The following is a 17,700-nucleotide window of genomic DNA, read 5'->3' as shown; positions in this document are numbered from 1 at the left end:
GACGGCAAGCTGCTATTCCGCGCTAACCAGATCGCGCTGTTGGCGCGCGGCAACGCCCAAGGACGATTCCGGAGCGATGAGATTCGGATCCTACCCGTGCTGAGGCGGCGACCTCTCGCTGGCGATGCCGCCGACTGGTAGCACTGCTCGAAGCAGGCCGAGACGCTTCGAGGGAAGGATCATGCGGCCAACCTTTCCCGCTCGGGAGCAGCAGTAGTGGGACAGGATGGCTGGCGGAGCAGTGCGGAAATCTGCGCGCATCGCGCGAGGTGCGCAGCGATGAGCACAGCCCGCCAAACATCGAGCCGCACGTTTGAACCTGGTGGTCCTTTTTCGCGACTAGTCTTTCAAACGAATCAATCTGGAGATTTGGTGGAGGCCCCGACTTCCATCGGCTCCTCCGCCGTCGGTCGAAAATGACGAGTGATCTCCAGACCACCGGAGGACACATAGATGGCCTCTCGCGTTCTTTATCACGGGGCGGAAGCGAACAAGCTCCTGTTCAATATTCGCAATGGCGCATTAACCGCGGACTCCCAGGGTCGCATATTCTTCGCGGAGCGGGATTGGGAGAACTGCCTGATTCACGGTGCGGATCGGCAGATGGGTGAATCCTACGCGGCGAAACTTCGGGTTGATATTCCCGAGGGCGCCCAACTGGTGAAAAACCCAACTTCCGGAAATCCGGACGCCCGAATCTTGAAGGTCGAACCTGGCGCGAAAGTGCCCGCGAAAGTCGAAGAACTTTATGTCCGACGAGGCCGCGTCGGGGCTTTTGAGACGCGCAGGATACCAGGGAGCGGCGCGCAAGCCTATCTGGAACAGAAAATCGCGAGCGCCCCGACGCTCGGTAAGCCTCCAAGTGGGGGCGGAGGGAGCGAGGGCGGCGGCGCCGGCGGTGGCGCAAGCGGGGGCGGAGGTGGCTCGCCGCTGCGCGCGTTTTTTCGGGCGCGAGCAAACATGTACAAAGCTGCCATCCGGGCGGGCGTTGAGGGCGTTTTCACACCTGAGAGTATTGCCGCAGCGGTTCCCGAGTTGATTCTAAAGGTATCCGACAGAGTTGCAGCCCGGGAGGCGATCCGGCAGATCAAGATCAAGTTTTTGAAAGAGGGCTTTGCAAAAGGTGTTGCCGCCGGTGCCATGGATTGGAGTCAAGAGGATGTGCGATTAAATCTCAAGCATCGCGTTACTCATGGTCGGGTTCGAGGTCTTGAAGACGAAGCAGGTATTCTAACGCTGTCTTTTATCCTCCAACTTGCCGAAAACTGCGAAGACTATGCTGTCGATGTCGGCTACAGCTACAGTCTCTCAAGACCATTAGAGTGGAGGCAGGACTTGGCCGCGAAGGGCATGAAACTTCTGAAAAAACATGGCTATGACAAGTGGTCTCCTGAGCAACGTGAGTACGAGTTTATCGATAAGCTCGCGTGGGCAATCTGAACCGCCCCGGGTTTGCCGGAGGCTCCAACTCCTGAGAGGATGGAGCCATGACGAGCAAGACAACGAACAAGTTTTCACCCGAGGTCCGGACCCGAGCGGTTCGGATGGTTCTGGATCACGCCGGCGAGCACCCGTCGCGCTGGGCGGCAGTGACGTCAATCGCGGCCAAGATCGGCTGCACGCCGCAGACGCTGCATGACTGGGTCAAGAAGGCCGAGGTCGATAGCGGGCAGCGGACCGGCGTTCCGACCGATACGGCCGAGAAGCTGAAGGCGCTCGAACGGGAGAACCGCGAGCTTCGGCAGGCCAACGAGATCCTGCGCAAGGCAAGCGCCTATTTTGCGATGGCGGAGCTCGACCGCCGGTCCAAGCCATGATCGCCTTCATTGACGATCATCGTGGGGCGCATGGGGTCGAGCCGATCTGCAAGGTGTTGCCGATTGCCCCCTCGACCTACCACGCCCATGTCGCGAAGCGGCGCGATCCGGCCACGCGGTCGGCGCGCGCCAGGCTGGACGCCGCGCTGAAGATCGAGGTTCGGCGCGTCTTCGATCAAAACTTCTCCGTCTACGGCGTGCGCAAGGTCTGGCGGCAGCTCAAGCGCGAAGGCTTCGATGTTGCCCGTTGCACGGTGTCGCGACTGATGCGGGACATGGGTTTGCAAGGGGTCATCCGCGGCAAATCCGTCAAGACCACGATCAGCGACAAGGCCGCGCCATGCCCGATGGATCACGTCAATCGCCAGTTCAAGGCACCAAGGCCGAACGTCCTCTGGCTCTCCGACTTCACCTATGTCGCGACCTGGACCGGCTTCGTCTACGTCGCCTTTGTGATCGACGCCTATGCCCGCAGGATCGTGGGCTGGCGGGCCTCCCGCACGGCGCACGCAGGCTTCGTGCTCGATGCGCTGGAGCAGGCCCTGCACGATCGCCGACCGGTCCATCGCGGCGGGCTCGTGCATCATAGCGATAGGGGCAGCCAATACGTCTCTATCAAATACACCGAACGCCTGGCTGAAGCTGGCGTCGAGCCTTCTGTCGGCAGCGTCGGAGATTCCTATGACAACGCTCTCGCCGAAACCATCAACGGTCTCTACAAGGCCGAGGTGATCCATCGGCGCGGACCATGGCGCAGCTTCGAGGCCGTCGAGTTCGCGACGCTGGAATGGGTGGACTGGTTCAACAACCGGCGGCTCCTGGAGCCCATCGGCAACATCCCGCCGGCCGAAGCCGAGCAACGCTACTACGCCATGCTGGAACAACCGGCCATGGCGGCATAACTTAAACCAAATGGCCTCCGGCAAACCCGGGGCGGTTCAATCCGTTCTAGCACTAACGCGATAGTAGGACCCCACCTTGAAATTCAACTCGCTGTAGCAAGGCTTAAAGACGGATATTGATCCGCGAGCTGGTTGAACCAAGAGGAGCAAACTTCGATTACGATTACGCAACGCGCGCGGTAACGAGCGGTCATCGGTCCGGCGTAGAGGCGAGTGGCTCCTCACGCGGCGTGGCGTCCCGCCGCCGCTACCTACAACATCGAGGCAATGCAGCGACGAGCAGCCGCCAGGTTGGTCGTCGAGTGCCGCAAGGCGGTCGACTAGATCGATGGCGCGACAACGCGCGCGGAGTCCATCGCGGCGACTACAAACTGTTCTGAGCCGCTGGACGGTGACGAGCCGCCGTGTGGCGCGGCTCGTCGCCAGCGCACCCCTGCCCCGTCCGCGATAATGACCAGCTCGGCTTCCAGATGCCGCAGGTTACATCCGCTCAACTAACCCTTGGGGTTCATCTGGTCTCTTCTACCAATCATCGTACTCGACGGCTTCGCGCCGCGTGGCACTTGCCAGCACGGAAATGATGTCGGCTCCGCCAGCTATCATTTCATGGAATGACGGCGGTTCAGTTTGGGAACCACGGGCGGACTGCGGCCACGCACCAAACGCCTAGAGGAACGGTGGCAGCTGGAAACTTCGAAGAACGGTATCCGGATCAAGAATTACGAGCACGATCACGTGGAAATGCGAGTCAGCCGTCGTGCCCGGGTCCCGGGTGGTGAGGACATGCCGTTCAATCACTGGACCGAACCGCAGAACGGTAGGGCCAAAGGTAGTGAAGTTCTCGTCGGTGCCAGCATAGGTGACCCTGCAACCCGGCATCGCAACCCGGAGGATCTCCTCCACTTCATTCGGGTTGCTATGGACATGGTTCGCAAAAATGGGACTGCTTCGGATTGCGATATTGCTAACGCTCTTAGCTTCGAGCCCGTGGAGATGCGGCGGAGCATTGGTCAGAAATCGTGGAGGACTCGGATCCCCTTGACCTCTCCCTGCGAAGTTCGGATTTGGCGCATAGTCGTCAAATCCTAGATAATCAGTCTCATGGGTCCCGTAAATGTTGATCCTTTTGCCGAACGGGAGTGGGTTGATCGGTGTACCCTTGTGGCCTCCACTTTGCAGAGTTGGACATTTCGAGTGGTCGTGTTTCGGCCCTGCCTCAGTTAGCGTAACCAGCAAGCTCTCAGGTACCTTTTCGAATTCCACCATATCGGCATCGAGACGATCGATCGTCATTTGGCCGACGATGTTGTCCGGCGTTCTTTGGTAATCCGTGTTGATGATGTTGCGGGGAGGCCCCTTGTAACGAAGCACGGCTTGCTGGGTCGATTGCCCGTACAGCTCGGTAGATATCTCACTTGCTCCGATTACTCCCATGCCGAGCTTCGTCAGTGCTTCTTGGATCAGACCGACGTGCTCTCCGCGTGAGCCTGGCAGAACATGATCGGCTGGCGAAAGCAGGCATCGCTGGAGCTTCTGATTGTCCTTGAATTGCTTCGAAACGAGGCGCTTTCGCGTGAGGACCACGACCATGTTCTGCTCCTCTGCTATGCCAGCATGTCCAGTTGATTTGCGTTCCCACAAATAAAGCGATTGATGATGCATCATAAGCAGCAAATCGCAGTTAGTTCAATCCCTGCGAGAGTCGTGATTTCGGGTTCGGAGTTCGGCGACGATCAAATTTATGCCGGGTAGGTCGAGCTTGGCTTTGAAGGCTCCAGGACTTGAACGTCGCGTTCGACAGCTGGAAGCCTGACGAGAGCTATCCGCATCGCGGGTACATCTACGCGGCGTGGACGGCTGGGGTGGTGCGATGGTGAAAATGACCGGCGAACGACCCTAGCGATCTTGGCGTTTCTCCGGGAACCTTGAGTCATTTCCGGGCCGCACATCATGCGTTCGCGAGATGGTCCGATACCGTCGAGATGAACGCGCGAAGACGCTCGAGACGCCGCAGGTCCCGGTGGTATCCCATCCAAATGTCTCGTGCCGGGGGCGGCGTCGGCAGTTCCAGTCTGCGAATACCCGGGATCTGATTGCCGACCACACGCGGCAGGACAGCAATGCCGACCCCTTGCCTGCACATGCGCCCCTGGACGTTGCGGTTGTTCGATCGCAGGACCGGTCTTGCGTTGGGGAAACTCTCGATGAGCCACGCGATGTCGGGGAAGTGGGGCGTGGATGGCGTGATCAGCCTGAAACCGGTCCCATCGCCATATTTAGGATCAGCCGCCTCCTCGGCGATGTAGACGCCGTATTCGAGCCTGAAGAGCCGCCGCTGAATGACATCGGCAGTGTCGAACGGAACGGCACGAAAAGCGACTTCGGCCTCCCGCTGGGCGAGGCTGAACCGGCGCGTGCCGGTCAGGATTTCAACGTCGACATTGGGGTAGGCTTTCGAGAAATCCGCCAGGATAGGAGGCAGGACATAGGCCCCGAACCAGTCAGTTGATGAAATGCGCAGATTGCCTTTGAGGTTCTGCTCCTGCCCCGCAAGCCGGCGCTCCATGGCCAGCGCGCCTTCTTCCATTTGCTCGGCCAGCGCGACGATCCCGTGGCCCTCTTCGGTCAGAATAAGACCGTCCGCTGTGCGCTGGAAGAGCGTGTGACCGATTGCCTGCTCAAGCGCGCGAAGGCGCCTGCCGACGGTCGGATGGCTTGTCTGAAGAGAACGCGCCGCCCCGCCGAGCGTGCCGGATCGCGCAATCGCAAGAAAGATCCTGACGTCGCTCCATTCCATCGCACCACCCACACAAAACTGAACGCCGAGAGTACAGTTATGTCACTCAAAGAACAAATCTAAGCACCTAGATTCCCGCCATCGCCTGGAGGTGGGTCCTCTGTGGATTCCCCCGACCCATGAGAGCGGCGGCTTGGTTGAACCGGCCGCAGAACCCACGGGAAGCTCGTCCAGACAGCAAAGAGATTTGCTGGAGCGGTCGCAGAAGGCGGTGGCCCGCTCCGATGTCCGCAATTGAGGACTCGATGATGATCACGATGCCGGTGACCAAATCGTCTGAAAACAACTCGGAGAAGAAGCAATGAAAACTTGGCTCATCACAGGCTGCTCAAGCGGCTTCGGCCGGCGGCTCGCGCTCGCTGCAGCACAGCGCGGCGATCGCGTCATCGCGACGGCCCGCAATGTCAAGACGATCGAGGGAATGGCCGAGCCTTTCGGCGGCCGCATGATCACTTTGCCACTCGACGTGACCGATGCGGCGGCAGCCAAGGCAGCGGTCGCAAAGGCGGTCGAGACCTTTGGCGGGTTTGACGTGCTCGTGAACAATGCCGGCTACGGATTGTTCGGCGCGATCGAGGAAGGCACGCCCGAGGAATATCGGCCGATGTTCGAGGTGAACGTCTTCGGTCTGATCGAAACCACCAGAGCCGCCCTGCCCGTCCTGCGGCGTTCGGGCGGAACGATCGTCAACATGTCGTCCGGCGCGGGCATCGCGGGTGGCGGCGGCGGAGGTTATTACAACGCCGCCAAGTTTGCCGTGGAAGGGATTTCCGAAGCGCTCGCCGGCGAGCTGGAGCCGTTCGGCATTCGCGTGCTGATCGTCGAACCTGGGCCGTTTCGCACCGATTTCCTTGGCCGTTCGATCACGATGGCGGCCAACGAGATGCCGGAATACGCCGCGAGCTCGCGCAAGCCCTATCGCGAAACCAACAACGGCAATCAGGCGGGCGATCCCGACAAGGCGATCGCGGTGATCCTGCAGGCAGTCGACGCCGATGACGCCCCGCTTCATCTGCCGCTCGGCCCGATTGCGCACGCGATCGCCGAGCGAAAGCTGGCTGCCTTCCGCAGCGATATCGACGCCTGGCGCGACATCACGATCGCCACCGATTTCGACCAGCCCTGAGCGCTGGCCGCGAGCTTTGTTTGAACGTCAACATCCGACTGGAAAGCGATCATGATCGCATCTTTGAAGGGGTTTACCCAGCAGCTGGTGCCGGTGAATGGCATCAAGATCAACGCCGTCACGGGAGGCTCAGGCCCGCCGATCCTTCTCCTTCACGGCTGGCCGGAAACATGGTGGGAATGGCACAAGGTGATGCCGCTGCTGGCCGAGCATTTCAGCGTGGTGGCCATGGATCTGCGCGGCGCGGGCTTTTCCGACTGCCCGCAGGGCGGCTATGACAAGGCGACGATGGCGCGCGACGCGCATGACGTGATGGTTGCCCTTGGGCATGAACGCTACGCCGCGTGCGGACATGACATCGGCGGAATGGTCGCCTTGCCGCAGGCCGCCATCTATCGGGAGGCTGTTACCCATTTGGCCGTCCTCGACGTTCCGCTTCCCGGCTGGACCGGATGGGAGGCGACGACCGCAAGGCTCTGGCACTTCGGCTTCCATATGAACCGCGACCTGCCCGAGCGCCTGATTCATGGCCGTGAATATGACTATGTTTCGACCTTCATGGCAGAGCGGTTCTACGATCACAGCACCTTCAATCCGGCGGACATCGAGATCTACGCCAAGGCGATGGCGCTTCCTGGCCGCACGCGTGGCGGCATGGAATGGTACCGCACCCTCGCCGCCGATCATGCGACTGCGCTCGAGTACAAGAAGCAACCGCTCGAGATACCGGTGCTTGGCCTGGGTGGGGACCAGCGGTTCGGTGCGCAGATGGTGCCGATGCTCAAGGAGTTCGCCACCCATGTGAGGGGCGGCTCGATCGCGCGGTGCAGCCACTATGTCGCGGACGAGCGGCCGGATGAAGTCGCGGCCGCCCTGATCGAGTTCCTCAAGGCCAATTGAAACCCGGCACCCGCGCCGTCGTGGGCCGGGCGGATCGCGAGGCTGCGGGCGAATTGCGCCGCAGAAACGCGATGGATCGAATAAACAGCAAAGGAGACTGTCATGACCGCACCCGTCATTCGCGGCGTCAATCATATCGGCATCACGGTGCCCGACATCGAAGCAGCAAAATCGTTCCTGGTGGAAGCTTTCGGCGGCCAGGTGATCTACCAGTCCTTCGGACCGCAGGATCCGCCGCGGCAGGGACCCGAATTCGAGCGGGCCGTCGGCGCTTTTCCCGGGACGGTCGTGCGTGCGCAGGCGATGGTCAAGATCGGAACCGGACCCGATATAGAGCTCTTCGAAATGCACGGGCCCGAGCAAGCCCAGCCGATCCGGGCGAGCGACTTCGGCATCACGCATTTCGCTCTCTACACCGACGACATCGACGCATCGGTCGAGCGCTTCGAGAAGGCGGGAGGCACACCCCTCACCGCGCCGCGCGCCATTCCCTATGCAACCGAGAAAGGTCCCGGAAACAAGGTCTGCTACTGCCGCATGCCCTGGGGCACGACGATGGAATTCATCACCACGCCGGACCGCATGGCCTATCATGACCAGACGGATCTGCGCAGGTGGCAGGACGAGCACTGAGCAGGGCGGGAAATGGGATCCGCGTCAGTTAAGTCGCGGCGTCGGGCCGCAGCCGCGAGAAGCGGAAATTGCAGTGGCTGGCGCCGCCGGCCAGCGTCTGTGTCCTTTCCAGGCGGATGCCTCGCGCGGCGTAGGCGACGAAGTCGAGGCCGCAGATGTTCGGCAGTACCTCCGCGTCGCCGCGGCGCGCCGCGAGCTTGCAGAAGCCGCAGGCCTTGTAGTCGACGCCGAATTCGAAGCTGTCTTGCGGACCCGGCTCGACGAAATCTTCCGGAAACTCCGCTTGGTGAGCTTGTGTAACGCTCCCTGCCGCCTGTTCGCGCATCAAGGCCTGGTTCTCCCGTGACATGAACTGACGCCCTGCGGCGAGACGCTCGGCTTCGGGAATCGTCAGCAGCTGCGCCTTGCAGGTCTCGCGCTCGATCTCACCGATCACGGGCACCGGCGCGCCGTGGCGCCGCAGCACCCGACTGATGGCCATGAAGCCGGTTAGGCGCATGAAGAAATCGCTCATGCGGCTGGCTGCACCGCCGACATAGGGCATCTGCGTGAGGACGATCTCGAATTCGTCCGTCACCTCCTGCCTGACCTTGTCCATATCGGAGAGATGCGCGCGCTCGCGGAGCATCGGTTCAGCGAGGTTTATTCGCTCGCGCATGGCGGCCTCCATCGCGTGGCGGTGCGTCTGGTAGAACGGATGAATCTCAGCCATTGGACACCCGATAGGATTGGCTCATTGCAGCATCGACGAGCCGCCTCATTCGGCGGCGATCGCCTCGATCTCCAGCAGCCATTTGCTGTCGACGGTCTCGACCACCACGACGGTCAGCGCCGGCTGGTGCTCCCCGAGCATCGCGCGGCGAATGGCGCGGTTGGTCACGACTTGACTGCGGTCGGTCAGGAACGTGGTCACCTTGACCAGGTGCTCGACGCCGAGACCTGCCGCGGCGAGCACCTCCCTGATATTGCGCCAGGCCTGCTCGCATTGCGCCTCAAAGCCGTCAGGCACGGTGCCATCGGACTTCTCAGGCACCTGGCCGCTGATGAACAGCAGGCGGCGATGCTGCGTCACCTCTAGTCCCATGCAATAGCCGCCGGCGGGCGGGTGAACCGTTGCGGGATTGTGGCTGACGGTGTGAGCTGGTGACATGGCGTTATTTGCGCGCCAACCGTAGCCGGCAGCCTCAAAGCTGCGCAAACCATCATTGCTGCGGTTCAGGATAAGAAAATCTATAGCAAGGCCGCGGCCCATCGGTGTCAAACTGCGTTGCAATGACCTACGCCCTTCCCCCACTCAACGCGCTCCGCGCCTTCGAGGCCGCCGTGCGCCATCTCAGCTTCAAGCTGGCCGCGCACGAATTGCACGTCACGCCCGCCGCCGTGGGACAGCAGGTGAAAGCGCTGGAGGCGCGCCTCGGCGTGCAGCTGTTCGACCGGCTGCATAAGCAGCTCATCCTCACCGAGCCGGCCGGGGCTATCTGCCAGGGATCTCCGAAGGTTTCCGCCACATTGCCGAGGCGACCTCGCAATTGAGGCCGGCAGGTGCAGTGCTGCTGCAAGTGGGGGTCCACGGCAGTTACGACCTGCGCCGGCTCGAACTTGCGGCGTTTCGCAACGAACATGCGGAGATCGGTTTGCGCGTGCTGCAACCCGCCGGCCTGCACGAGCTCGTGGAGGGCAAGGTGGACGTGCTGATCGCCCGCGGCGTGAGCCGCCATCCGGGCTATCGCTGCGAGCGGATCGATGAGGGATCGGGCGCAGGTGATTGGCTGGTTGCGCCGGAAGGCACGGCGGATTGTCCGGAGATCGTGAGTTTTCGCGCGTGGCTGTGCGCCCTGCCCGCGGCGAAACCGCTCGCAAATCGCCGCCCACGTCTGGTCGGCGGCGTCGGGAGCTGACGGGGCTGAAGGTTATAGCGGCAGCTTCGGACAATCCGATCTCTCGCCCATGAACCTGTGTTCGGAGCATACGTCAAGCTGTCGCTCGACGACGCATTGGGGTGCTTTGATGAGGTCGTCGCAAATTTTATCGCGCGCATCGCTCAATGTTCAAGGAGCGGACAGGCGCCGCTGGAGCTGTCAATAGCTTCGTCCGGACTCTTGCCCGTCCCGCCTCCGAACCTCAGCCTCACCCCGTCCGGATAAAGATAGCGGCAATTGTAGGTGTAGAAACCACCCATGCTCGGTTGGTAATTTGTCATCGACCCCACGAATATCCCGCGCGTCAACCCGTAGCCGAACAGCAAGACCACAAGTAGCCCGAAGAAGGCCCAACCAAGTTTTGTGCCGACACTCATTAGCCGAGCTCCGCTAATTCCTCTTCAAGCTTTACCTGTTCCCGATTGGCATCGGCTTCAAAGTGCCCCCCGCACCGAAGCCGGCCTCACCGAGGTCAGAGTTGGACCAGAAGGCGACGTATCCATCCCACAACACGCCCACCATATGACCTCTGCACTAACCCCGCTGTCGCAAAGCCTCGACGGGATCGAGCCGCGCAGCTCGCCACGATGGATAGAGCGTTGCGAGGAATGACAGGGTTAGCGCCATGGTCACGACCGTGGCGGATTCCACGAGATTGATTTCCGCAGGTAGTTTTGACAGAAAATAGAGCTTTGGTGGGAACAACTCGGTGCGCGTCAGCCAGGACATCAATTGCCGAACCGCTTCGATATTCCTGCAGACGAGAAGCCCGACGCCGAAGCCGACCAGCGTTCCCGCCACGCCGATCGAAGCGCCGGTGATCATGAACGTCCGCATGATCGCCCCCTGTGAGGCGCCCATGGTCCTGAGGATCGCGATGTCGCTGCCCTTGTCCGTCACCAGCATGATCAGGCCAGACACGATGTTCAGCGCGGCCACCAAAACGATCAGACTGACGATGAGAAACATCACATTGCGTTCGACCTCGAGCGCCTTGAAGAAGGTCGTATTGCGCTGTCGCCAGTCAAGGAGAAAGATTGGTCGACCAGCCGCTTCTGCTACCGTCTTGCGAAACAGTTCGATACGATCGGGATTGGCCGTGAAAACCTCGATCGCGGTGACATCCTGATTGCGGTTGAAAAAGGCCTGCGCTTCTGCGATCGGCATGAAGATGACGCCCGCATCGTATTCGGACATCCCAATCTCGAAGACAGCCGCGACTCGATATTTCTTGACACGCGGCATCATGCCCATAGGCGTGACTGCGCCGCGTTGCGCAACGAGCGTGATACTTTCGCCGGCATGTACCGAGAGTTGATCGGCAAGGCCCTGGCCGATGGCGACGCCTTGGCCCTCGTCAAAATGTTCGAGTGACCCGTCCTTGATGTCGTTGGCTATCGAGGGAAGCTGATTGAGATCCGCCGCCCGAATGCCGCGCACCAGAACGCCAGAAGCGGTTGACGACGATGCCAGCGCCGGGCCGTCAACGACCGGTACCGCCAACCGAACGCCCTGCGCCTGACCGATGCGCTCGGCGACATCCTGCCAGTCGCTCAAAGGGGTCTCTAGCGGCTGCACCACAATATGCCCGTTGAACCCGAGGATCTTGCCCAAAAGTTCGGTGCGAAAGCCGTTCATCACCGCCATGACGATGATCAGCGTGGCGACCCCGAGCAAGATTCCCAGAAACGAAAACCCCGCGATGACTGAGACAAACCGCTCTTTGCGACGGGCGCGTAGATAGCGTGCGGCGAGCATCCATTCGAACGGTGCAAAAGGTCCTGCTTGCGGCGAATCCATCACGGTCTCGTCCATCATCCGATGAGGTCCGCCATTCTGTCCCGTTATGATCGGTTAAGCTACCCTGGCGTGTGGCTGAGCCGCGCCTTCGGCGTATCAGCCCTCGGTCGAGACCAAAGCCATCCGCCCCGCAATCTCCGCGCTCCCTGTTCGGCGCAACTGGACGTCGGTCAATCTGATCCGATGGTTCGCGGCGAGTGACACATCAACTAACACCGGTCGGCAACTATCCCCCGGCCAACTTAGCTTTCTGTGCCTCTTCGATATGCCGCCGCTGATCGAGAAACGCCTGGCTGGACCGCGTCTTGTACAAATCCAGACTCGCGGTCTCGTCGGCCTGCAGTGTGATCGCCGCATCGACATAGGCGAGCCGGTGCGGATCCGACTTGACCTTGCGCGCCAGCCGGTGGAGGCGCAGAGCGAGCGAAGCCCATTGTACGGCCTTCACGGCGGTGTCGGCCGCATAGCGAGGATAAAACGACCAGGCCGGCTCGACCGGCAGATGCGGACGGCGCTCGTCGCGGCTCTTGAGCCGCAGCACACCCCCTTCGAGCGGATGAACGCGCTCGATGGGATGGTAGCCTTTGAAATAGAGCGCGTAGGTGCCGATCTTGCCGACATTATTGCCCATCGCCGCGGCACGCCGCATCAGCGTCTCGATGTGCTCCCAGCTGTAATAGGTGTTCCAGGCGAGCTCGTTGGCCCGCTCCCAGTCCGCCTTGGACATGGCGGGGTGGTCCGTCGTGACGTGGTCCAGGTCGTATTTGTTGAGGTCCACATCCATCGCGACGCCCTTCAAGTAGAGCGTCTTGTGGTCTTCCGAGCCCGGCAGCGGCGTCAGGAAGAAGAACTCCAGCATGTCGATCGGCAGCTCATGCTTGATGATCTCGATGTCGCGGACGATCGATTCCGGCGTGTCGTTGGGAAAGCCGATAATGTAGCCGCCGATGGTCATGATCCTGGCCCTCTTCCAGGCCAGCATCATCTCGCGATAGTCAGTGATCTTGTTCTGCCGCTTCTTGGCGCCGAGCAGACTGTCCGGGTTGATGTTTTCGAGACCGATGAAGCATCGCCGGACGCCGGCCTTGGCGCATTTCTCGATGAAGTTAGGCAGCTTGTGGCAGAGCGTGTCGACCTGGATCGTGAAACGGAGGTCCCAGCCCTCCTTCTCGCGCAGGGCGATGATCCGGTCGAGCAAAATTTCCCAATCCTTGTTGCGCGCAAAATTGTCGTCGGTGAGAAAGAAGGCGAAGACGCCCTGAGCGACGTTGGCGCGGATCACGGCCTCGATGTCGTCGGCGCTGCGGCGTCGCGACTTGCGGCCCTGCACGTTGATGATGGTGCAGAACGAGCACTGGAACGGGCAGCCGCGCCCCGCGTCGAAGCTCGTGGTGTGGCCGATGACCCTTCCGATCTGCTGGCGGGGAATGATCGGCAAAGGCTGGCTCTCCAGGTCTGGCAGATCGTCGATGTAGTTGTAGAGAGGCTGCAATCGCCCGGCGACCGCATCCTGCAACAGCCCCTCGAGCCGTCCCTCGGCTTCGCCTGCGAAGACCGACACACCGAGGTCCACCATCTCCTGAACGCCGACATCGCGCTCCGGCAGCATCGAGAGGGTGCCGGACACATGGAAGCCGCCGATCGCAACGTGTATTCCGAGCTTGCGAAACTGTCTCGCCAGATCGAGCGATCGGGGAAACTGGTTGGACTGGACCCCGACCAGCATCACCATGCCGGCATCCGCGGCCTTGATCGCGCGCGCCAGATCCGCGACACGCAGCTTCCAGTTGGTCTCATCGATGGCGTCGATCTCGATGTTGCAATCGGGCCCGAGAACCCCGCGTTCACGACAATCGAGCGCGATGCCGTAAAGGCAGGCTAGTGAATTCGAAGGCAGGCCGCCGCGCCACCATCGAATGACATAGCCTTCGTCGTCGTAATGTGACGGCTTGATCAGAACGAGCCGGAAAGTCTTGCTCTTCCTCATGAGCAAGGGTAGCTCGATCTCGGTCAAAGGCCAACCGGTTTCCGTCAGCTCCTCGCAAAAGACGACGAGCTGTGGCACGAAAACATCCGGTCAGCTAACCGCAGACGGCGCTATGGCATGTTCGGCACAAATGGGGCTGCATCCTCGCCAGCTGGTGCGCAAGACGTCCGCTCCGGGGCACGTGCGATAATGCTCTGATTGATCCCAAGATTCCCCTGACATGTTCGCCTTTTGTGAGTACACGCCGTGGTGGAATAGACGCGACTTTCCCCTTCGGCGCATCAGCCCAGACGGGACCCCTGATGCGCGCGGAGAAGCTCCGTCTCAGCCGGACAATTCCGGCTGCCAATCCCGCAGTTTTCGCGCGGCGCCGGTGACGTCGGCGATCGTCCGAAACGCTGCCGTCTCCACCATCATCGCCCGCGCCAGCCGCACCGCACGCGCCTCGCTGGTTGCCCGTCGTCGCGGGTCCTCGATCAGCTCGAAGTCGATGTTGTGGGCGAGTCCGAAGATGCGGCGGATGATCTTGGCGGCGGCGAAGCCGACCGTATCGGCGAACAGGCGTTGCATGTAGGCGTGGCGCTCGGCCTCGAGACGTGCGGCGCCCTGCTCACCGGCGAAGAGGGAGATGGGATAGGCGTCGCCGGCGGCCCCACCGCGCCAGAGGTCGAGGAATTTGCGTGCGAATTCGTTCCAGACCTGCGCGACCGTCTTCAGCACCCAGCCTTCGAATGCCTTCCGCTCGCCCGGTGCGCGTTCGTGGCCGGCGGAGGCGAAATAGGCCATCAAGAGGTTGGCCAGCACCGCGCCGACGTCGAATCCCATCGGACCGTAGAAAGCAAACTCCGGGTCGATCACCCGCGTCCGGCTTTCCGTCACCATGATCGAGCCGGTGTGGAGGTCGCCGTGGATCAGCGCCTCGGGGCCCGCCATGAATTTCAGCTTCAGCCGGGAGATCGCGACGTGCAGGTCAAGGTCGTCGCGCAAGGCCGCAGCCAGACCATCGAGATATGGCGCGGTCCAGCGGTTCTGCTCGGCGATGCGGTAGGGATCGGTGAAGATCAGATCCTCCGTGATCTTGCACAGCGCATGGTTGCCGGCAAAGGCCGCGATGCCCTCCTTCTTCTCGGCGGCGGAGAGCGCGAGGTCGGAGGTGAAGAACAAGGTCCTTGCCATGAACGTGGTGATGTCGTCCACGAAGCGCGGATATTGCGTTCCGACGACCAGCCCTTTGCGCATGATGACGTGAGGTTCGAGCAGCTCCATCACCGTCAGCGCCAGCCCGTCGTTATGATGCAGCACGGCCGGAACGAGGCCGGGCGCGAGCTGGGCCTGGCGCGTCAACGCCAGGTATTCGTAATGTGCCCGCGACAACGGCAAGGGCCAGCTTTCGCCGACAAGGCGGACATAGGGCAGCGCCTGCTTCACGGCGACGCCGCTGCGCGCGCCCTTGACGATGAAGACGAGGTTGAGATTGCCGTCGCCGACCTCGGTGATCGCCCAGGAGGACGGTTCACCACCAAGTCCGGCCGCAAGCACCGGAATTCGGGCGACGTAGTCCCGCAGGTCGGGTTCATGGAGAATTCGATAGTCTTCCTGCCCCGGATCAGCCGATGGTCGGTGCGCTGAACTCATGCCGGTCCCCCCGTGCCGGCGCTGGAGTAGTTGTCCACTCCCGTTTCAGGAGCTCAAGCCGGCCTGTTCTTTGACCGCCATCTTATCCATAAGGCGCGACCGGCGGCTAGCGCGACTCCTGCCGCGACTTGCCGCAGCGTCTCAAAGGCGCTGCGCCAGCCAGATGGTGTGCCCACCGCAATCGGGGTCCTCGACCACATGCGACACGACGCGGAATCCATTCCGATCCAGCAGTGAACGATATTCGGCCGGATCCAGACTGGCATGATACAGCGGCTCGCCGCCGAACGCTCCGATCGCCTCGCCCTGCGCGGGGCCACTCGTGAACATCAGCGCCGCATCCGGCCTCGCATGGTCGCGAAAGATCGGGAACATGCGGCGCTGGTCGTCAAAGCAGAGGTGGAAGAAACTATCCCAGGCAAGGATGCCGCCAAATTGCCGTCCCAACGCAAGCCGGCGCATATCGGCAACGATCCATTCCGGCTTCGGAAAACGCTGTCGGCACGCATCGATCATCGCCGGCGAGGAATCCACCCCCGTCACGGGATGATCGAGTCCGATCAGGTATCCCGCCATCGGCTCTGCCGAGCCGCAGCCGAGATCGAGGACGGAGCCGGCGGGTGGCAACAGCGCACGGAAACGGTCGAGCCAGGCCTGTTCGAACAGACCGCTCCGTGCACGGCTCTCGATCCAGTCCGATGCCTTGCGCTGATAGAGATCGATGATGTGGTCGGCGGCGTCCGATGCCATTCGAGAACTCATGCGCTTCGTTCGCGACTAGAGCATGATCCGGAAAAGTGTGCAGCGGTTTTCCGAAAAGATCATGCTCAAACAATAACCTAAAGCGCGATGACGATTCATCCCAATCGCATCGCGCTTTAGAAGGTTTCCCGCTCCAGGAAGCTGGAGCCGATGTCGGCCTTCCTTTTGATCGGATCGAAATCACAATAGACGCCGTCCGCCACCAGCGTGTAGCTGGCGCTGACGTTGTATTTATCGAGCTTGACCGAGCTCAGGCCGATCACCGAGGTGCTCTTGCCTCCGTTCCACCTGAACGGCGTCGAGCTCTTGGCCTGCTCGCAGGCCATCACCGCCTCGTTGAAGACAGAGCCCTCGACGAACGCCTTCAGGGTGCGGACCTGCATGGCCATCCTCCATTCGAAATAGCCGACGGCACCAAGGCCGGCGACGATCAGCACCAGAAGCGCGACGACGATACGTTGAAAAGTCATTTGTTTTCCCCGAGCAAGCAAACAAGCGCAAAATTCTAAGCACGCAGTGAGATGAAGCAAGCGCCTCGTCCTTCGAGACGACCGCTTCGCGGTCTCCTCAGGATGAGGCTAACCGACAGCGATGCCCGTTGAGACTGCTGCCGCGCACTCCTGTCCTCATCCTGAGGAGCCCGCCAAAGGCGGGCGTCTCGAAGGATGCGCCGCACGACGATGGATCTAGAACGGCATTCCCATCAGTTTCGACAGACGCTCGATCGAGAGATATCCGGCATGATAAGCCGCCAAGCCGAGGCCGTAGATCACCGCCGAGATGATCGTGGTCCAGATCAGCTTGCGGCCCATGCGCGTCAGGATCGGCGCGCCGGGATCGGTGCCGGGCGCGCCGACGCCATCCTCGTGCTGGCTGCGCACGCCGAACGGCAGCGTCAGGAACAGCGCGACCCACCAGATGACGAAGTAGATCGCAAGCGCGGTCGATATCTGAATGGCCATGGGGCGGCCTTACGCCTGCTCGATCTCGACAAGCGCGCCGGAAAAGTCCTTCGGGTGCAGGAACAGCACCGGCTTGCCGTGGGCGCCGATCTTCGGCACGCCGTCGCCCAGCACCCGCGCGCCTTCCTTCACCAGCGTGTCGCGCGAGGCGATGATGTCGACGACCTCGTAGCAGACATGGTGGATGCCGCCGTCGGCGTTGCGTTCGAGGAACTTCGCGATCGGCGAGGCCTCGCCAAGCGGCTCGATGAACTCGATCTTGGTGTTGGGCAAGGTCGCGAACACCGTGGTGACGCCGTGCTCGGGCAGCGGAACGGCTTCCGAGATCTCGGCCCCGAACGCCGCTCCGTAAATCTTTGCGGCCTTGACCGCGTCCCTGGTCGCGATCGCGACATGGTTGAGGCGACCCAGCATGGTTCTTCTCCCTCAGCGCGTGATCCGGACAGGCGGCGGGCCGCCT

The 17,700-nt window shown here is 61.6% G+C and carries 17 protein-coding genes, 1 pseudogene and 1 other annotated feature; of the genes and pseudogenes, 6 read left to right on the top strand and 12 right to left on the bottom strand.

Going from position 1 to position 17,700, the window contains the following annotated elements; genetic code table 11:
* Nucleotides 1-453 precede the first annotated feature (453 nt).
* Nucleotides 454-1,440 carry a hypothetical protein gene (locus IVB23_RS39050; RefSeq protein WP_247802114.1) on the top strand — a complete coding sequence of 329 codons (987 nt, stop codon included), beginning with the start codon at nucleotides 454-456 and terminating at the stop codon, nucleotides 1,438-1,440.
* A 47-nt stretch (nucleotides 1,441-1,487) separates the two neighbouring features.
* A protein-coding gene (locus tag IVB23_RS39045; protein WP_247800019.1) for an IS3 family transposase occupies nucleotides 1,488-2,719 on the top strand; the annotation gives its coding sequence in 2 pieces (ribosomal slippage) (nucleotides 1,488-1,779 and nucleotides 1,779-2,719; 1,233 coding nt in all).
* Nucleotides 1,772-1,888, top strand: a sequence feature (AL1L pseudoknot). It overlaps the preceding gene by 117 nt.
* Nucleotides 2,720-3,385: 666 nt before the next feature.
* On the opposite strand, the gene IVB23_RS39040 is transcribed toward IVB23_RS39045, so the two are convergent.
* Both IVB23_RS39040 and IVB23_RS39035 read right to left on the bottom strand, forming a co-directional pair.
* Complete coding sequence (locus IVB23_RS39040) at nucleotides 3,386-4,309, bottom strand: hypothetical protein (RefSeq protein WP_247802113.1); 924 nt, start codon at nucleotides 4,307-4,309, stop codon at nucleotides 3,386-3,388.
* A gap of 358 nt (nucleotides 4,310-4,667) precedes the next feature.
* The gene (locus tag IVB23_RS39035; RefSeq protein ID WP_247802112.1) at nucleotides 4,668-5,516 is read right to left on the bottom strand and encodes a LysR family transcriptional regulator; all 849 of its coding nucleotides are present in this window, start codon (nucleotides 5,514-5,516) and stop codon (nucleotides 4,668-4,670) included.
* 301 nt (nucleotides 5,517-5,817) lie between these two features.
* Here IVB23_RS39035 and IVB23_RS39030 point away from each other — a divergent pair, with 301 nt between their 5' ends.
* The 3 genes from IVB23_RS39030 to IVB23_RS39020 all read left to right on the top strand — a co-directional run bounded on the left by IVB23_RS39030 (nucleotide 5,818) and on the right by IVB23_RS39020 (nucleotide 8,175).
* A complete protein-coding gene (locus IVB23_RS39030) occupies nucleotides 5,818-6,642 on the top strand; it encodes an oxidoreductase (RefSeq protein ID WP_247802111.1) in 825 nt (274 codons plus the stop codon).
* Nucleotides 6,643-6,693: 51 nt separating this feature from the next.
* Entirely contained in the window at nucleotides 6,694-7,542 is an 849-nt protein-coding gene (locus IVB23_RS39025; RefSeq protein WP_247802110.1) for an alpha/beta hydrolase, read from the top strand.
* Between the two features lie 102 nt (nucleotides 7,543-7,644).
* A complete protein-coding gene (locus IVB23_RS39020; protein WP_247802109.1) occupies nucleotides 7,645-8,175 on the top strand; it encodes a VOC family protein in 531 nt (176 codons plus the stop codon).
* A gap of 28 nt (nucleotides 8,176-8,203) precedes the next feature.
* Here IVB23_RS39020 and IVB23_RS39015 read toward each other — a convergent pair whose 3' ends face one another.
* Together IVB23_RS39015 and IVB23_RS39010 are read right to left on the bottom strand one after the other, a co-directional pair.
* Nucleotides 8,204-8,887, bottom strand: a complete 684-nt coding sequence (locus tag IVB23_RS39015) for an L-2-amino-thiazoline-4-carboxylic acid hydrolase (RefSeq protein WP_247802108.1) — start codon at nucleotides 8,885-8,887, stop codon at nucleotides 8,204-8,206.
* 45 nt (nucleotides 8,888-8,932) lie between these two features.
* Nucleotides 8,933-9,325, bottom strand: coding sequence for a RidA family protein (locus IVB23_RS39010; protein WP_247802107.1), 393 nt, complete (start codon nucleotides 9,323-9,325; stop codon nucleotides 8,933-8,935).
* A gap of 122 nt (nucleotides 9,326-9,447) precedes the next feature.
* Between IVB23_RS39010 and IVB23_RS39405 the strand changes: the two are divergent.
* A pseudogene (locus tag IVB23_RS39405) lies at nucleotides 9,448-10,073 on the top strand (LysR family transcriptional regulator).
* A 143-nt stretch (nucleotides 10,074-10,216) separates the two neighbouring features.
* On the opposite strand, the gene IVB23_RS38995 reads toward IVB23_RS39405, so the two are convergent.
* The 8 genes from IVB23_RS38995 to mce all read right to left on the bottom strand — a co-directional run bounded on the left by IVB23_RS38995 (nucleotide 10,217) and on the right by mce (nucleotide 17,654).
* Nucleotides 10,217-10,471: a hypothetical protein gene (locus tag IVB23_RS38995; protein WP_247802106.1), complete on the bottom strand. Its 255-nt coding sequence runs from the start codon at nucleotides 10,469-10,471 to the stop codon at nucleotides 10,217-10,219.
* A 157-nt stretch (nucleotides 10,472-10,628) separates the two neighbouring features.
* Complete coding sequence (locus tag IVB23_RS38990) at nucleotides 10,629-11,909, bottom strand: lipoprotein-releasing ABC transporter permease subunit (RefSeq protein WP_247805033.1); 1,281 nt, start codon at nucleotides 11,907-11,909, stop codon at nucleotides 10,629-10,631.
* A gap of 211 nt (nucleotides 11,910-12,120) precedes the next feature.
* Nucleotides 12,121-13,881 (bottom strand): B12-binding domain-containing radical SAM protein, encoded by a 1,761-nt coding sequence (locus IVB23_RS38985; protein ID WP_247802105.1) that lies wholly within the window; start codon nucleotides 13,879-13,881, stop codon nucleotides 12,121-12,123.
* A 324-nt stretch (nucleotides 13,882-14,205) separates the two neighbouring features.
* Nucleotides 14,206-15,516: an S-methyl-5-thioribose kinase gene (mtnK, locus tag IVB23_RS38980; RefSeq protein ID WP_247802104.1), complete on the bottom strand. Its 1,311-nt coding sequence runs from the start codon at nucleotides 15,514-15,516 to the stop codon at nucleotides 14,206-14,208.
* A 141-nt stretch (nucleotides 15,517-15,657) separates the two neighbouring features.
* Nucleotides 15,658-16,266: a class I SAM-dependent methyltransferase gene (locus IVB23_RS38975; RefSeq protein WP_247802103.1), complete on the bottom strand. Its 609-nt coding sequence runs from the start codon at nucleotides 16,264-16,266 to the stop codon at nucleotides 15,658-15,660.
* Between the two features lie 128 nt (nucleotides 16,267-16,394).
* Nucleotides 16,395-16,748 carry a hypothetical protein gene (locus IVB23_RS38970; RefSeq protein WP_247802102.1) on the bottom strand — a complete coding sequence of 118 codons (354 nt, stop codon included), beginning with the start codon at nucleotides 16,746-16,748 and terminating at the stop codon, nucleotides 16,395-16,397.
* A gap of 216 nt (nucleotides 16,749-16,964) precedes the next feature.
* On the bottom strand, nucleotides 16,965-17,240 hold the full coding sequence (locus IVB23_RS38965; protein WP_194393708.1) for a DUF1467 family protein: 276 nt from the start codon (nucleotides 17,238-17,240) through the stop codon (nucleotides 16,965-16,967).
* Between the two features lie 9 nt (nucleotides 17,241-17,249).
* On the bottom strand, nucleotides 17,250-17,654 hold the full coding sequence (gene mce, locus IVB23_RS38960) for a methylmalonyl-CoA epimerase (RefSeq protein WP_131868161.1): 405 nt from the start codon (nucleotides 17,652-17,654) through the stop codon (nucleotides 17,250-17,252).
* Nucleotides 17,655-17,700: the final 46 nt, after the last annotated feature.

Source organism: Bradyrhizobium sp. 191, assembly GCF_023100985.1.
Classification (GTDB): Bacteria; Pseudomonadota; Alphaproteobacteria; order Rhizobiales; family Xanthobacteraceae; genus Bradyrhizobium; species Bradyrhizobium diversitatis.
The sequence above is the reverse complement of the archived record's forward strand: the minus strand, read 5'-3'. Positions and strand labels throughout refer to the sequence as shown.

Coding starts and splice junctions, on each gene's coding strand:
- IVB23_RS39050 (WP_247802114.1), top strand. CDS start 454: ATGGCCTCTCGCGTTCTTTATCACGGGGCGGAAGCGAACAAGCTCCTG.
- IVB23_RS39040 (WP_247802113.1), bottom strand. CDS start 4,309: ATGGTCGTGGTCCTCACGCGAAAGCGCCTCGTTTCGAAGCAATTCAAG.
- IVB23_RS39035 (WP_247802112.1), bottom strand. CDS start 5,516: ATGGAATGGAGCGACGTCAGGATCTTTCTTGCGATTGCGCGATCCGGC.
- IVB23_RS39030 (WP_247802111.1), top strand. CDS start 5,818: ATGAAAACTTGGCTCATCACAGGCTGCTCAAGCGGCTTCGGCCGGCGG.
- IVB23_RS39025 (WP_247802110.1), top strand. CDS start 6,694: ATGATCGCATCTTTGAAGGGGTTTACCCAGCAGCTGGTGCCGGTGAAT.
- IVB23_RS39020 (WP_247802109.1), top strand. CDS start 7,645: ATGACCGCACCCGTCATTCGCGGCGTCAATCATATCGGCATCACGGTG.
- IVB23_RS39015 (WP_247802108.1), bottom strand. CDS start 8,887: ATGGCTGAGATTCATCCGTTCTACCAGACGCACCGCCACGCGATGGAG.
- IVB23_RS39010 (WP_247802107.1), bottom strand. CDS start 9,325: ATGTCACCAGCTCACACCGTCAGCCACAATCCCGCAACGGTTCACCCG.
- IVB23_RS38995 (WP_247802106.1), bottom strand. CDS start 10,471: ATGAGTGTCGGCACAAAACTTGGTTGGGCCTTCTTCGGGCTACTTGTG.
- IVB23_RS38990 (WP_247805033.1), bottom strand. CDS start 11,909: ATGGACGAGACCGTGATGGATTCGCCGCAAGCAGGACCTTTTGCACCG.
- IVB23_RS38985 (WP_247802105.1), bottom strand. CDS start 13,881: ATGAGGAAGAGCAAGACTTTCCGGCTCGTTCTGATCAAGCCGTCACAT.
- mtnK (WP_247802104.1), bottom strand. CDS start 15,516: ATGAGTTCAGCGCACCGACCATCGGCTGATCCGGGGCAGGAAGACTAT.
- IVB23_RS38975 (WP_247802103.1), bottom strand. CDS start 16,266: ATGGCATCGGACGCCGCCGACCACATCATCGATCTCTATCAGCGCAAG.
- IVB23_RS38970 (WP_247802102.1), bottom strand. CDS start 16,748: ATGACTTTTCAACGTATCGTCGTCGCGCTTCTGGTGCTGATCGTCGCC.
- IVB23_RS38965 (WP_194393708.1), bottom strand. CDS start 17,240: ATGGCCATTCAGATATCGACCGCGCTTGCGATCTACTTCGTCATCTGG.
- mce (WP_131868161.1), bottom strand. CDS start 17,654: ATGCTGGGTCGCCTCAACCATGTCGCGATCGCGACCAGGGACGCGGTC.